General features: G+C 65.1%; 10 protein-coding genes and 4 pseudogenes. 9 read left to right on the top strand and 5 right to left on the bottom strand.

Annotation, left to right across the window (positions count from 1 at the left end; all coding sequences use genetic code 11):
- Positions 1-105: 105 nt before the first annotated feature.
- The 3 genes and pseudogenes from D2K64_RS24715 to D2K64_RS21685 form a co-directional block, all read right to left on the bottom strand.
- Positions 106-348: pseudogene (locus D2K64_RS24715) on the bottom strand (transposase); the annotation flags it as partial.
- A 134-nt stretch (positions 349-482) separates the two neighbouring features.
- Positions 483-1,561, bottom strand: a pseudogene (locus tag D2K64_RS21690) (IS5 family transposase).
- Positions 1,536-1,919, bottom strand: coding sequence for a transposase (locus D2K64_RS21685; protein ID WP_157986022.1), 384 nt, complete (start codon positions 1,917-1,919; stop codon positions 1,536-1,538). The pseudogene D2K64_RS21690 and the gene D2K64_RS21685 overlap by 26 nt, the downstream one beginning before the upstream one ends.
- Here D2K64_RS21685 and D2K64_RS24710 point away from each other — a divergent pair.
- The 4 genes and pseudogenes from D2K64_RS24710 to D2K64_RS21660 form a co-directional block, all read left to right on the top strand.
- Positions 1,909-2,115, top strand: a complete 207-nt coding sequence (locus D2K64_RS24710; protein WP_157986021.1) for a hypothetical protein — start codon at positions 1,909-1,911, stop codon at positions 2,113-2,115. The two genes, D2K64_RS21685 and D2K64_RS24710, sit on opposite strands and share 11 nt — an antisense overlap.
- A 771-nt stretch (positions 2,116-2,886) precedes the next feature.
- Positions 2,887-3,602, top strand: a pseudogene (locus D2K64_RS25710) (IS3 family transposase); the annotation flags it as partial.
- Positions 3,603-3,654: 52 nt separating this feature from the next.
- Positions 3,655-5,304, top strand: coding sequence for an IS1182 family transposase (locus D2K64_RS21665; RefSeq protein WP_120010450.1), 1,650 nt, complete (start codon positions 3,655-3,657; stop codon positions 5,302-5,304).
- 15 nt (positions 5,305-5,319) lie between these two features.
- A pseudogene (locus D2K64_RS21660) lies at positions 5,320-5,784 on the top strand (IS3 family transposase); the annotation flags it as partial.
- A 153-nt stretch (positions 5,785-5,937) separates the two neighbouring features.
- Here D2K64_RS21660 and D2K64_RS21655 read toward each other — a convergent pair.
- Entirely contained in the window at positions 5,938-6,219 is a 282-nt protein-coding gene (locus D2K64_RS21655; RefSeq protein ID WP_120010448.1) for a hypothetical protein, read from the bottom strand.
- Between the two features lie 239 nt (positions 6,220-6,458).
- Here D2K64_RS21655 and D2K64_RS21650 point away from each other — a divergent pair, with 239 nt between their 5' ends.
- The 5 genes from D2K64_RS21650 to D2K64_RS21630 all read left to right on the top strand — a co-directional run bounded on the left by D2K64_RS21650 (position 6,459) and on the right by D2K64_RS21630 (position 10,742).
- Positions 6,459-7,283, top strand: coding sequence for a helix-turn-helix domain-containing protein (locus tag D2K64_RS21650; protein ID WP_120010447.1), 825 nt, complete (start codon positions 6,459-6,461; stop codon positions 7,281-7,283).
- A gap of 346 nt (positions 7,284-7,629) precedes the next feature.
- The gene (locus tag D2K64_RS21645; protein WP_120010446.1) at positions 7,630-8,292 is read left to right on the top strand and encodes a ParA family protein; all 663 of its coding nucleotides are present in this window, start codon (positions 7,630-7,632) and stop codon (positions 8,290-8,292) included.
- Positions 8,289-8,609: a hypothetical protein gene (locus D2K64_RS21640; protein ID WP_120010445.1), complete on the top strand. Its 321-nt coding sequence runs from the start codon at positions 8,289-8,291 to the stop codon at positions 8,607-8,609. Before D2K64_RS21645 ends, D2K64_RS21640 begins: the two co-directional genes overlap by 4 nt.
- A gap of 588 nt (positions 8,610-9,197) precedes the next feature.
- Positions 9,198-9,866: a replication protein RepA gene (locus D2K64_RS21635; protein WP_306418949.1), complete on the top strand. Its 669-nt coding sequence runs from the start codon at positions 9,198-9,200 to the stop codon at positions 9,864-9,866.
- A 657-nt stretch (positions 9,867-10,523) separates the two neighbouring features.
- Positions 10,524-10,742: a DUF4214 domain-containing protein gene (locus D2K64_RS21630; protein WP_157986019.1), complete on the top strand. Its 219-nt coding sequence runs from the start codon at positions 10,524-10,526 to the stop codon at positions 10,740-10,742.
- A 147-nt stretch (positions 10,743-10,889) separates the two neighbouring features.
- On the opposite strand, the gene D2K64_RS24705 is transcribed toward D2K64_RS21630, so the two are convergent.
- Complete coding sequence (locus D2K64_RS24705; RefSeq protein ID WP_162306231.1) at positions 10,890-13,646, bottom strand: glycosyl hydrolase; 2,757 nt, start codon at positions 13,644-13,646, stop codon at positions 10,890-10,892.
- Positions 13,647-14,486 lie beyond the last annotated feature (840 nt).

Genomic DNA, 14,486 nt, shown 5'->3' with positions numbered 1-14,486 from the left:
AAGGGGATAAACTGCGTCATGCCCATCAGATTCGCGGATTTCAGACCGGAGGGAAATCCGACAGACTGCTAGACCGAATATTCGTCTGAGCGACCGTGTTGCGGGTCAAGCGGTTTGCCATGGGTGGCCGGACCTCAGGATGGCGTTGAGGATGCCGAGGAGGCGGCGCATGCAGGCGACGATGGCGACCTTTTTGGGGCGTCCTCGAGCGGTGAGCTGGCTGTAATGCGCGCGAAGGATTGGGTTCCAGCGGACGGCGCAGAGCGTGGCCATGTAGAGGACGCTGCGGACGGCGGTTCTGCCGCCGGCTATGGCTCTGTGGCCGCGCTTTTGGCCACTGTTGCGGTTGGACACCTCGAAGTACCCGCTGCTGCACGGCCTTTGCGAGCGGGATGGCCGCCTCTGGTCGTGACGCGCCCCTGCTGGTGGGGCTGGATGATAGGCTTGGCGCCCCCGGCACTGCTTTTCATGGAGCTGCGGGGCTATGCGGGCGCAGTTTGGGTGCTGATCCAGGCGAGGCGACTGAAGTTGTACGCCAGATTGGCCATGCCAATCTTCACCTGCGCTCGCACCAGGCCGATGGTGCGCACGAACAGCGCCATGCGGTGCTTCTGAGCGGCAAAAACATGCTCGATGCCCGAGCGGATCCGGGCGCGTGACGCATTGGCCTTGGCCTGCAGCTCGGAAAGTGGACGCCGCGGTGGCCGGCGGAACTGGATCCTCTCGGACAGGCCGCGCCGCTCCAAGACTTCCAGATTGCGCTTGGTGCGGTAGGCGGTGTCGGCCCAGACGCGGCTGGCCGTGTTTTCGGGATCCAGGAGACCCACGAAACTGCGGCTGTGTATGCTGAGCGGCATCGGTCACCGTCCAGCGGCGGATCAGCCCGTGCCGTCGGTCGATGCCGATATGGCTCTTGTAGCCAAAGATCGGCACCGCAATCTGGATGGCCTGGCGCTGATGGCCTTCTGATCTGGGCTTGGTCCTGCCGCGCTTGAGGGTCCAGCGTGCGTCGTGATCCTTCTGTGCCCGCTTGGCCTTTGAGCAATGCGCCGGCGTGCCGCCCTCGCGAATGGTGGCTTTCTCCTCCACAGTGAGCTTCTGGCGCGGTGCGGCGATGATCGTGGCATCGATGATCTGCCCGCCCATGGCGAGAAGGCCCTTGGCCGCCAGCACCGCGTCGAAGCGGCGGAACAACCCCTCGATAGCACCGGCCTGCTTGAGCTGCTCACGGTTTGAGCCAGATCGTCTTTGCATCCGGCACCGCCTGGTGCAGGCCGAGCCCCGCGAAGCGCATGAAGGATAGCCGGTCGCGGAGTTGGAATTCGGCTTGCTCATCCGAGAGGCTGTAGAGGGCCTGCAGCACCAGCACGCGGAACATCAGCACCGCATCATAGGGTGGGCGCCCACCGCGGCTGCGGTCCGGCCGCGCCAGGGCCGCATCCAGCACGGGCCGGAAGATCTCGAAATTCACGACAGCCGCAAGTCGCTCCAGCGGATCGCCCGTTGCGGAGAGGGCCGCATACCGCTCCTCGACATCAAAGAAGCCAGGCTGACCTGTCATTGCCGCCGCCTCCACTGCCCGAGGCCAGTGAATCAGTTCGGCGTCTCAACAGCGAGGTATTTCGAAGTGTCCGGTTGACAGGAGCGACGCCGACAAGGGCGGCGACCTGGCCGCGGTTGAGGCGGCCGAGTTCCGGCATCTCAGCGATGAGAGTGCGGGAGGCAACCGGGCCGATGCCCGGCACGCTTTGGAGAAGGTCGTCGGATTCTCGCCAGGCGGGCGAGCGGCGGACGGCGTCGCCGATGTCGCGCTCGAGGTCTGCAAGTTGGCTTTCCAGGGCCCGGAGCGTGGCGGCGATGGTGCGGGCGAAGCCCGGATGGCGGGCTTGATGGCGCCGGTTTGCCTCCATGCCGATCATCTCGATGATCTGGCACCGTGGCGACGAGTTCGGCAAGCGCTGCTGCCTCGGCGTCCGCGACAGGCCGAGGTTCGGGCCGGACGCGCTCGGCGAAAAGGGCGATGCTCTCGGCATCGAGCCGGTCGGTCTTGGCGAGCCGCCCAGTGGCTCGGGCGAAGTCGCGGATCTAGCGCGGGTTGACGACTGCAAGCGGTAGGCCAGCCCCGGCCAGGGCTGCCGCGACAGTCAGTTCGAAGTTGCCCGTCGCCTCGAGCACGACCAGGGCGGGGGAGAACGCTTGCAAGCGTGCCAGCAGCGCCTCAATGCCCGGCCCGTCGCGGGCAACCGCGAAGCTCTCCCCCGAAGGGTGCAGATGCACGGATACCTCGAAGTACCCGGCGCGGGGCAGCATCCGCGAGCAGTATTGCCACCTCAGGTCGTGACGCGCCCCTGCTGATGGGGCCGGATGATCGGCTCGGGGCGGCGGGTGCCGCTCTTGTTGGAGCTGCGGGTTTATGCGGGCGCAGTTCGGGTGCTGAGCCAGGCGAGGCGGGTGAAGTTGTAGGCGAGATTGGCCATGCCGATCTTCACCCTCGCCCGCGCCAGGCCGATGGTGCGCACGAACAGTGCCATGCGGTGCTTCTGGGCGGCGAAAACATGCTCGATGCCCGAGCGGATCCGGGCGCGGGCGGCATTGCCTTCGCCTGCGGCTCGGAGAGTTGGCGCCGCGGGGGACGGCGGAACTGGAGGCGCTCGCTCAGGCCACGCCGTTCCAGCACCTCCAGGTTGCGCCTAGTGCGGTAGGCGGTGTCCGCCCAAACGCGGCTGGCCGTGTTCTCGGGATCGAGCAGGGCAGCAAAGCTCCGGCTGTCGTGCTGGGCGGCATCGGTGACCGTCCAGCGGCGGATCAGCCCGTGCCGTCGGTTGACCCTCCCCCGTGTTGGTGGACACCTCGGATAAGCTCCTGAGGGAGCGAGGTGCCCTGATGATGACCACGACGCGCCGTGAGTTCACGGAGGAGTTCAAGCGTGAGGCGGTAGGCCTGCTGGAGAGCAGTGGCCGTCCGCTGATGCGGGTGGCAAAGGAGCTGGGGATCCAGCCTTCCATGCTGCGCAACTGGCGGAGGCGGCTTAGATTTGTAGGCAGTCGGGGTCCGACCGCGGAGCGCCCCGTCACGGTGGCAGCGACGGTGTCTGCGGAACAGGCGGAGATACGCCGGCTGCAGAAGGAACTCGAGCGGGCGCAGATGGAGCGCGATATCCTAAAAAAAGCCATCGGCATCTTCTCGGGCCCGCCGAGATGAGGTTCCGTTTTATCGAGGACCACCGCGAGGTGTTCCACGTGCGGGTGATGTGCTCGGTCCTCGAGGTGAGCGCCAGCGGATACTACGCGTGGCGGCAGCGGCCCGAAAGCACCCGCTCCCAGGCCAACCGGATGCTGCTCGAGGACATCCGCCGTGTCCATGCCGAGAGCCGCCGCCGCTACGGCAGCCCGCGCGTCCATGCGGCCCTGCAGGCCGAGGGGCAGCGGGTGGGCCGAAACCGGGTGGCCCGCCTGATGTGCCGTCATGGCATCCAGGTGCGCGCCAAGCGGCGGTTCCGGGTGACGACCGACAGCAAACATGCCTTCCCGCTCGCCCCGAACCTGCTGGATCGCCAGTTTGCCGCCTCCGCGCCGAACAAGGTCTGGCTGGCCGACATCACCTCGATACTGTCGGCGAATTCCCACTAGGCCTTTCGGTGTGCGAGGCTCCTGTATGAGCCTCCATCCAGCGCCGATAGGCGAGATCCCGCCTGAGACTGTCCGCATTGCCCGGGCAGCCTTCCCCAGAGGCACGGTGGTCACGCGGCTGCGCGACGAGTTTGGCGACCTTTATGGGGATGAGGACTTCCGCCCATTCTATTCCAGTCGAGGTCAGCCCGGCCTTGCCCCATGGCGCTTGGCGCTGGTCACGGTGTTCCAGTTCCTCGAGCACCTCAGCGACCGACAGGCAGCCGACGCCGTGCGCGCCCGGATTGACTGGAAATATGCGCTCGGGCTGGAACTGGCCGACCCCGGCTTCCACTTCAGTGTTCTGACCGAGTTCCGGGCGCGCCTAGTGGCTGGCAAGGCGGAGCACCTGCTGCTGGATCGGATGCCCGAATGCTTCAAGGCCCGTGGCCTGGTCAAGGCACGGGGAAAGCAGCGCACCGACAGCACGCATGTGCTGGCCGCGGTGCACGACCTGCACCTGCTTGAACTGGTGGCTGAGACGCTCCGGGCCACGCTCGACGATTTGGCCGCGGTCGTGCCGGATTGGCTCCGCAAGACGGCCCGGCCCATCTGGTTCGAGCGGTATGCGCGTCGCGTTGAGGACTACCGCCTGCCCAAGAGCCAGGAGCAGCGTGAGGCCCTGGCGCTCGAGATCGGGGCGGACGGGTTCCTGCTGCTCGACGCCCTGGACGAGGCGGAGGCACCTTTGGCTGCCCGCGAAGTCCACATGGTCCAGACGCTGCGCGATGTCTGGCGGGTGCACTACGCACGCGATAACGGGCGGCCACGCTGGCGCTCTGGCAAAGAACTGCCTCCGGTCGGTGAGCGCCTGCAGTCGCCCTATGATCCGGAGATGCATTACAGCACCAAGCGGCAGATGGAGTGGTCGGGATACAAGGTGCATGTCACCGAGACCTGCGATGATGACGCGGCACACCTGATCACCCACGTGAAGACCTGCCCGGCGATGCAGCCGGACATGGCCAGTACGGCCGATATCCACGAACATCTGGCCACCAAGGAACTCCTGCCGAGCGAACACTTCGTGGATTCTGGATACGTCGATGCGGAACTTCTGGTCAGCAGTCAGCGGGATCACGGCCTTGTCCTGCAAGGGCCGGTCCGAGGCGTGGCGAGTTGGCAGAGGCTGGCAGGGCAAGGATACGAACAACGTCACTTCGCCATCGATTGGGAGAACAAGCGCGTCACCTGCCCTCAGGGCAAGACGTCGGTGACCTGGCGAGAGGGACGCGACGAGACCGGCAGTCCGCGTTTGCGGGCGGTGTTCAGCCGTACCGAATGTCGGGCCTGTTCCGCCCGGGCGCTCTGCACGACGGCGAAGGACACACGCCGCGCCGTCTACTTCCACCCCCGTCCGGAGTACGAGGCGTTGAACGAAGCACGGGCGCGGATGGAGGACGCGGCGTGGCAGAAACGCTATCGGATCCGAGCCGGGGTGGAGGGTACGCTCTCGCAGGGCGTGCGGGCATTCGGCATGCGCCAGAGCCGCTACATCGGCTTGGCGAAGACAGCACTCCAGCAATTTTGTGTTGCAACCAGTATGAATGCCCTCAGAGCCGTAAACTGGCTGGACGGGCAGCCGCGTGCTAGGACGCGGGTCACGCGCTTCGCCTCACTGGCTCACGCCGCGTGAATTCGCCGACAGTATCTCACCTCCATTCCGACTGGGGAGGGTTGGCTGTACCTTGCTGTCGTGCTCGACCTGTTCTCGCGCAAGGTGGTCGGCTGGGCCATGCGCGAGACCCTGGCCCAGGAGTTGACGCTTGCTGCCCTGCAGATGGCTATCACCAACCGCCGACCAGCTCCGGGGCTGTTGCACCATGCGGACCGCGGCAGCCAATATGCCGCGCACGATTACCGCCGCCTGCTGACCAAAAACGGCATGCTCTGCTCGATGAGCCGAAAGGGTGACTGCTGGGATAACGCTCCCACGGAAAGCTTCTTTGGCAGTCTCAAGACTGAACTCGAGGAGGACAGGCCATTCCCGACCCGACAAGCTGCACGATCCGCCCTCTTCGCCTTCATTGAAGGCTTCTACAATCGACAGCGCCTTCACTCGGCGATCGGCTACAAAGCCCCGACTGAGATGGAACAACTCGCCGCGGCTGCGTAGGCCGTAACCCGTTTCCACTTATACGGGGGAAGGTCAGGTTGATGCCGATATGGCTTTTGTAGCTAAAGACCGGCACTGCGATTTGGATGACCTCTGCACGCCGTGCAGCAGGCCGATGGCATAGCAGGTCATGGCGCGGTCCTCGGTTCCGGCTCAGGCCACCGCCGGAGCAGGCCGCGCTCCGGCTTCCAGCCAGGCCAGCAGGGCCACCGCACCAGCCTGCCCGAGCAGGAACAGCCATCCCGACAGGTTGGGCGACACCAGACCCAGGATCGGCAGCAGCACGCTCGCCATGGCCCAGAGACCATTGCCCGCCACCACCAGGCTCAGCCCCCAGCGCGGAATGCTGGGCCGGCAGGCCAGCCACGCCACGAAGGCCGCGATCAGCAGCAGCGCCAGCCCGGCCTCGCTCAGCAGCGCGGGCGGCAGGGCCATCCAGCGGAACAGCGGCGGCCAGCAGCGCGGCGCCCATGGCGGCGCAGCTCAGCGCATCGAGGCCCAGCAGGGCCCGCAGGGACAGGCGGGAAGTCGAGTCGCGCATGGAGGAGGTCCTCGCAGATCGGCGGCGCCGCGGAATGCGGGCCGGTGCGGCGAGGCTGGACCCTGCCCCGGCAACCGGTCGATGACCTCGCAGGTCATTGTTGTGCGCCGGAGAGGCTGGCTAGGCTCCGGCCATGATCAACACGGAGCGGCCCACGGCCGGCACTCTGCTGCGCCACTGGCGGCGGCAAAGGCGGCTGAGCCAGATGGCGCTGGCGCTGGAGGCCGGGATCTCGCAGCGGCACCTGAGCTGCCTGGAAGCCGAGCGCGCCAGGCCCAGCCGGGCGATGGTGCTGCACCTGACGGAGCAGCTCCGCGTGCCGCTGCGCGAGCGCAACGCCATCCTGGTGGCGGCGGGCTTCGCGCCAGTGTTCCGCGAGCGCCCGTTGCAGGCGCCGGAGCTGGCGGCGGCGCGGCAGGCCATGGAGCGCATCCTGCACGGGCACAGCCCGCACCCGGCGCTGGCGGTGGACCGGCACTGGAACCTGATCTCGGCCAATGAGGCCGTCTTCGCGCTGCTCGGTGGGATGTCGGGGCCGCTGATGCAGCCGCCGGTCAATGTGCTGCGGCTCAGCCTGCATCCGGAGGGGCTGGCGCCGCGCATCCTGAACTTCGCCGAATGGCGCGCCCACCTGCTGGCGCGGCTGGCGCACGAGGTGCAGGCCAGCGCGGATGCGGTGCTGCTGCGGCTGCTGGAGGAGCTGAAGGCCTATGCCTGGCCGCCCCAGGAACGGGGGACCCGCGCTACTCCGCCCGGAGAGGCCAGCATCGCCGTGCCGCTGCGGCTGGCGGGGGCTGACGGGCCGCTCAGCTTCCTCAGCACCACCACGGTGTTCGGCACGGCGGTGGATGTCACCCTGGCCGAGGTGACGATCGAGACCTTCTTTCCAGCCGATGAGGCCACTGGTTTGGCCATGACGCGGCTGATTAAGGGTGTGGAGGTTAATCAGCTCCGATAATCCACGCTTCTCAGATCACGCGACGTGCTGCCGGGCCATCGTGACCACACTGATGCTGGACGGCGTGCTCTACCGTCTGTCGCCCTGGAGAACGGGCAGCGGCATACAAACTGCGGCTACCGGTTGAGCCAAAGACCTCTCGAAGCGGTCTGCGTTCAGCGGATCGGCCCGGCCTCTCTGAGGAGGCTGGCAAGACGCTTTATCCCAAATGGCCGAACAAGAGGACAGCTTGCTACCCCCTCCCCCCCCGCTAGCCGCCTATCCCCGTTGCCCTCTTCTGCTGGCTATGTCCCTATCCGCCAAGCGGCAGCTATGGGGATAGCTGCCGTCTAAGGGGTAGGTGGCTATGGGGAATATTCTAACGGTCGCCTCAGGCAAGGGCGGCTGTGCCAAGACAACCACCGTGATGATTCTGGCGGCCAATCTGGCGGCCCAGGGCTTCAAGGTGGCCGTGGTCGACGCGGACCGGAACCAGAGCTTCGCCGGGTGGCATGCTGCGGCCTACGAGGGCCCTCCCCTCACCTGCCGCAGTGAGGTGGACCACATTAAGGTGGTCGACCTCGCGGCCGAGCTGGCGGAGAACCACGATGTGGTCCTGGTGGATACGGCCGGCTTCGAGAACCTGACCGCTGCCTCCGCCATCGGCATGGCTGACCACGTCCTCATCCCCTGCATGCCCGACCGCGGCAGTGTCCTGGAGACGATGCGGACTAGCCAGCAGGTTGGTAGCCTATCTAGGGCGGCTAGACGGTCTATTTCCTATAGCGTGGTCCTCACCCGTTGGAAGCCGCGGGGCCTCTCAGAGCGTGCCACGCTGGAGAGCCTTCAGGAGGAGAAGATCAGCCCTCTTCAGCAGTCCTTCGGAGACCTGGCCGACTTCGCGAAGATGTCCTTCAGCGGCATGGTGCCGATCTCCGGCAAGGTGGGGCAGCAGGCCTCTAGCCTGATAGCGGAGCTAGCCGCCAAGGGGGCTATCCCCCGTACTCCGGCTAAGGGCTTAGCTGCATGAACAGCTTCAAGCCCAAGCGTGTGAGCGGCGCAGATCTGGCGGCGCAGCTCTCCGACGCCACCCGGAACACGCCTGCCGCAGTCGTCACCCACATCCGTTCCGAATCGCCGCCTGCGTCTCCTGCGGTCGAGGCTGCCAACACGCAGGTAAACTTCAAGGTCACGGCAGCCTTCGCGGACCTGATTGCGGAGGAGGCCGCCAAGGCGGGCAGCACGCGGCGTTTCTTCGCCCGTCTTATGCGGGACGCAGGGTATGCAGTTCCAGAAGCGGACGTGAACCCGCCGGAGGGCCGGCGCAGGGGGCGTAAAGGGGAGTAGGCGGGAAGGCGCATAGGCGGATATGCGGCTACTTCCCCTAGTGGCACATATACAGCGAGTGGAGTCGCTCGACCTGTCTGTGCCTTCTTGCGAGGGGGATGGTTCACGAGCCCACAGGCAAAGTGTGGCTTCTTGCGATGAGAGCGTGCCTTATTGCGAGGAGCACTCATGCAGAATCAAACACTTCGGGAGTTATCCCGTGGCTTCTTGCGAGCAAACTAATAGAAATATCTATCCAATAGCCTCATCGCAAAACCGCACAGGGACGGCGCAGCTCCGGCTGTGGCAGTAACGGAGGAGGCTGGCGACAGCGACAGGGGCAGCCTTGCCATGGGCACAGTGCACGAGTTGCTGGAGGCGCAGGGAAAGACCGGCGCTATCCAAGCTGGGGTAGACCGGACCGTCGTCGAGGCCGCAAGTGTCTACATGGCGGACGAGGACGGCAGCCTCGGCTTTGCCTTCAGTGGGTGGGCCCAGTGCGCCCTACCACATCGTCGCCTCGGACCAAGCGATCGCTGGGAGATTGCTGGAGAGCGGGTGAGGCTCGTCGTAGAACCTGGCCTCCGCCCGTCCGAGAATGATGGCCCTATGGAGCACGTGGGCGTGCCCTACGGCTCCGTCGCCCGACTGATCCTACTGTTCCTGCAGACGGAGGCGCTTCGGACCGGTTCGCGAGAGATCGAGTTGGGAGGCAGCCTGCGACAGTGGCTCTCTCGGCTCGGTGCCAGCATCGGGGGCTCGAATGCGCGGGCTGTTCGTGACCAAGCGGAGCGCATCAGCCGGTGCCGCCTGACCTTCCACATCCAAGGTTCGGGCAAAGTCGGGCTGGTTAACCAGAGCATCGTCGACCGGGCGCTGTTCATCGACGACGAGGTGACTGGGCGACAGGGACGACTCTCGCTGGAGACAGCGAAGCTGAGCGAGGGGTTCTTCGAGCAGCTCCAAAAGCACCCTGTGCCGCTGGAGGAGGCCGCAATCCGGGCGATCAGCAACAACCCGGCCGCTCTCGACGCATATCTCTGGCTAGCCTACCGGCTGCATGTGCTTTCTGGCGATAAGCTCATCACGTGGAAGGCGCTCAAGGCGCAGTTCGGCGCTGGCTATAAGGAGCTGTTCCACTTCAAGCCGCGCTTCACGCACGCACTGAGCCTTGCCGCCGCAGTCTACCCCAAGGCCAAGATCGAGGTGGTGGATCAAGGGGTCATCCTGAAGCCGTCGCCGCCACCAGTGCCTTATAAGCATGCCGCGATCCGCTAGCAGGTGGGCATCACAAAAAGGCACACCTGAGCCTCGTTCGTGTTCCGGCCGCAAGACAGGCCGGCTTACCTAGAGCGTGATCTTACCCACCTTACGCTACACGCCCCGTGGGCCATCCGTTGCGAGAACTGGCCTGAGACTGATGAAGCGGCCGAACACATTGGAGTAGGTCCTGCGGGGCCATGGGAGATCAGAAGGCCTGCCACAGGCGCTGCCGTGGATAAGGGGGGAGGGGAGGGCTGCTCCGTAAGCAGCCCGGTGTTCCCAACAGTATCTTGAATCCAGTCATCCCTAGACCAAGCACACAGGACAATACGCACAGGCCGCGCTTGAGGCCCAGCGCGGCCCGAACGTTGCCATTTTAGGCTTGCCTTTAAGACATCTGGTAAGCCGGGTTTATCGGATAAAATGTGGTCGAAGTAAGGAGGCCGGGCAGAGGCTTCCCAAAGCCTTTTACGAAGATGTCGACCATGGAAACAGGCAAGGTTTAGAATGCCGGGCTGATCCGTGCCGTGTACCAGGCGGTGCTAGACCAGATGTGCGTCTGAGGCGGGCTACCCCGCCTCAGACGCACATCTGGTCTAGAGCGGGAGGGGGCTGGCGTACCATGCAGACCTGTTCTGGGTAGGCCTAAACGCTTCGGAGCTGGCCTATAGGGTGGCGGCATCCCAGGAGTTCGCGACGCTGCATAGCGGGCAGACGAATGCGGAATTCGTGCAGAGCCTCTACGTCAAGACGCTGGGCCGCGCAGCGGCACCGGACGAGGGAGCGGACTGGGAGGCGCTGCCGGCTACCGGCGCGGCGGACTGCGCCCAGCTGATCCTCGACTTCGTTAACTCGCCCAAAGGCCACGCGCATCTCGACTGGGCCCTGTGAGTTAAGCCTCGCAAGCCACGCTTCCTGGCCCAAGGTGTAAGCTGAACGAGGGGAGGGGGGACACTGACGGTACCTCGCCTCCCTCCCCGCTGCACCGCCCAAGCGCACCGAGATCGCACCTGAGGGACCCCCAGGAGCGATTCCTGTTCAGCCGAAGGCGTAGTCGGCCGCGCCGAGCTGGGTCACGTTGGCGATCCACACGTGGGTCACCGTGCCGTCCTCGGCGCGCACCGAGAAGTCGTTGCCGTCGCTCACCAAGACCGCACCCGCGCCGAAGCCCTTGAACAGGATGGTGTCCCCGTTTGCTGTGCCGCTGTGCAGCTGGAAGTCTAGGATGAGGTCGGTGCCTTCACCCTTGCCGATGACGAAGGTATCGTTTCCGCCGCCGCCGTAGAGAACGTCGTTGCCGCCCTTGCCGTCGATGATGTTGGGCGCGTCGTTGCCGACGATCCGGTTGGCCAGCGCGTTGCCCGTGCCGCTGGACCAGCCGCCGCCGGTGAGGATCAGGTTCTCGACGTTTTCCGGCAACGTGAAGCTCATCCAGGTCTGCACGGTGTCGACGCCTTCGCCAGCGTTCTCGACGATGCGGTCGGAGGCGTGGCTGATGATGTAGCTGTCGTCGCCGAGGCCACCTCTCATGGTATCGCCGCCGCCCTTGCCGTTCATCGCGTCGTTCGAGGCCGTGCCGTTCAGCGTCTCACCACCCGCCGCCGTTCCGCTGACCCAGGATTTCGAGACGCCGCTATAGGGCAGGCTGTCCAGCAGCACCGGCTTGCGGGCGATGTTCACCAGGTCGAAGTCACTGGCCATGAGAGTCGAGGCCTGGACGTTCAGGAGGGTGAGGGTCTGGTTAGGGGCAAGCTGGATGACGACGTCCGTTCCAAGCTGATAGGTAGCCGCCTTGACCGCCGCGAAGTCGGTGAAGGCGAAGTTGTCGAGGCGGACCACGTCACCCTGGGCGCGGTTGAAGTCGGTGATGACGTCGTTGCCGTCGCCACGGAAGACGACGAAGGTGTCGGCGCCGCCACCGCCCGTCAGGATGTCATCTCCGGCCCTGCCGTTCAGCGTGTTCGGCGCAGCGTTGCCGGTGATGCGATTGCTCAGCGCGTTGCCGATGCCGGTCGACCAGGAGCCGCCCGTGAGGATCAGGTTCTCCACATTGTCCGGCAGGGTGTAGCTGCCGAGCCAGGTGGACACGGTGTCGACGCCTTCCTCCGCCAGTTCGACCACCTTGTCGCCCACGTGGTTGACGACGTAGGTGTCGTCGCCAAGACCGCCCTTCATGGTGTCACCGCCGCCCATGCCGTTCAGGCTGTCATTGCCCGCCGTGCCGGTCAGTGTCTCGCCACCGGCTGAACTGCCGGTGAAGTAGGCCTTGACAGTGCCGCTGGCGGCGAGGCTGGGAACGGGCGCCACGATGTTGACCAGGTCGAAGTCGCTGGCCGTCAGCGCGGACAGCTGGGTGTTCTGGATGGTCAGCGTTTGGCCGCTGCCCAGGCTGATGACGATGTCGGAACCCGACTGCGCCGAAGAGGACTTGACGGCCGCGAAGTCCCGGAAGGCGAAGCCGTCGAGGCGGATCACATCGCCCTGGACGTGGCTGAAGTCGGTGATGAGGTCGTTGCCCTCGGCCTTGGCGACCACGAAGGTGTCGTTGCCAAGACCGCCCGTCAGGGTGTCGTTGCCCGCGCGGCCGTTCAGCACGTTGGCCGCGTCGTTGCCGACGATGTGGTTGTCGAGTTCATTGCCGGTACCGGTGGCTTGCAGGTTGCCGATCAGCACGAGGTTCTCGAGGTTGGCACCGAGCGTGTAGCTGGACAGACCCACCACCACCGTGTCGCTGCCCTCCGCAACGTTCTCCACCACCACGTCGGCCGTCGAGGTGACGTAGTATGTGTCGTCACCCCGGCCGCCGCTCATGGTGTCGCCGCCCCGGCCGTAGAAGACGTCCGTACCGCGGGTGCCGATCATGTCGTCACGGCCCGCGGTGCCGGAGAAGTAGTTGGCCGGGGAGGTCGTCGCCTCCTTGGCCGCGGTGCCGGTGGTGTAGTAGCTGTCGCCGAACATGTCCTTGAAGATCTCGCCAGCGCTGGGCAGCGTCCTGTCCGACAGCCCGGTGACTAAATCTTTCTGAATAGTGAAGTCCCAGTAGCTCTGGTAGGCTACGTCGTGGGTGTCAAACCAGTCCTTCACCAGCTTGATGTACTCTCCCGCGGTGTCCGAGTTGATGCCCCACTCGGAGTAGGCCGTCTGTTTGCCGTGCGCCGCGGCGAAGTCCTCGAGCCACTGCAGGCCGTGCGTGGCGTTCTTGATCCAGTTGAACGCCTTGACGGGATCCGTGCCCAGGTACTCCTGGGCGTAGTAGAAATCCATACCAATGATGTCGACATAATCGTCGCCAGGATAGGCATCAGCAGGATCGTAGCTGGAGGAGTTGTCATAGGCGACGTTCCACTCGAACTTGAAACGGTCGGACACCGAGCGGAAGGTGGTCACCATCTGCTGGTAGGCGCCCTTGAAAGCTTCCTCCTTGCCGAGCGAGGACCAGGGGAACCAGGACCCGTTCGACTCCCATCCGGTGCGGATGTAGATGGGGTCGCTGTCGCCGCCGCGGGAGGCGAGGAGAGTCTTCGCCACGCTCAGGTAGTTGGCGTTGTAAGCGCCGGTGGCGGCGGTAGCGAGCGTGGCCTGCCCATCATTGACGATGAGGGGCACCGACCACAGGATCTTCTCGTCGATCCCCTTCCAGAGTGTGTTGGTGGCCCATTTGGCGCTGCCTGTGAAATCTGCCCAGGACGAAGAACCCACGAAGCTGTGGACCGCGTCCACGTCAGCGCCGAGCCAATTCTCGAAGTCATAGAGTTCGGCCTGCGAATTGCCGACGTAGACGCCCTGGATCGTCATGTGCCTGTGTTCTCGTGGCGGGTGCGCGCGATGCGGACCCTGGCTGCCCCTGGCGCCGGAGCCCTGCCGAAGAAAAGCAGGTGCTCCGCATTCCATTCACCGTATTGATCGTCGGAACGACGTTTCAGGGGCCTGTGAGCCGCATCCTGCGGGTGCGCTCCCAGATTCTCCGCGAAGGTGCGGTTCTCAGAAGCGGCGTCAGTATTCCTGGCAGAAACTTTCCAACGTCTGGTTAAGGCGGAGCCGGAAATCCTCGGGATGGCACATACGGACTTATCCTGGCGCCACCTGCTGCCTCAGCCAGGGCAATTGGACAACTTCTGTTATTGGGCGGTGGTTGGTCGACGCAGGTGCCGTCCGGCCGCGGATCTTGCTTCTGTTCGTGGTCTGCGCGGCGGCAGCCACAGGAGGCGGTCCGATGCGAGGGAAGGGCCGATCTCGAAAGCGGCCTCACCCCGTAGGGTGCGACCAGGTGTCCAGCGGCCTGCTTCCACCGTCGTCCGCGGACGGACGAACTCTGCGTTGACCAAACACCGCTCAATGGCAGAAGGTGCCCAACTGAATGAACCGACCGGCTGAGCCGCTTCCACCGCCTTGCCATCCGCTACGATCCGAGGCGCTACCTCGGACCAAGCCCAACATCCCCCACGTTCTCGCCGCACTCGCCTGCTTCCTCATCTGCTTCAACGCACTTCAGGGCAGGTTTTGAAAGGCGCTTTTAGCTGAAAGCGTAATCGTTGGAAGCGAGCTGCGACACGCCGGAGATGGTGAGGTGGGTCACCGAGCCGTCCGCGGCGCGGATGGACCACACATCGCCCTGGTGGGTCAGGGAGGCGCCGG

It is taken from the genome of Teichococcus vastitatis (assembly GCF_003604215.1).
In the GTDB taxonomy this organism is placed as follows: Bacteria; Pseudomonadota; Alphaproteobacteria; order Acetobacterales; family Acetobacteraceae; genus Pseudoroseomonas; species Pseudoroseomonas vastitatis.
Note: the sequence above shows the minus strand (reverse complement) of the source record. Positions and strands in the feature narration are given on the sequence as shown.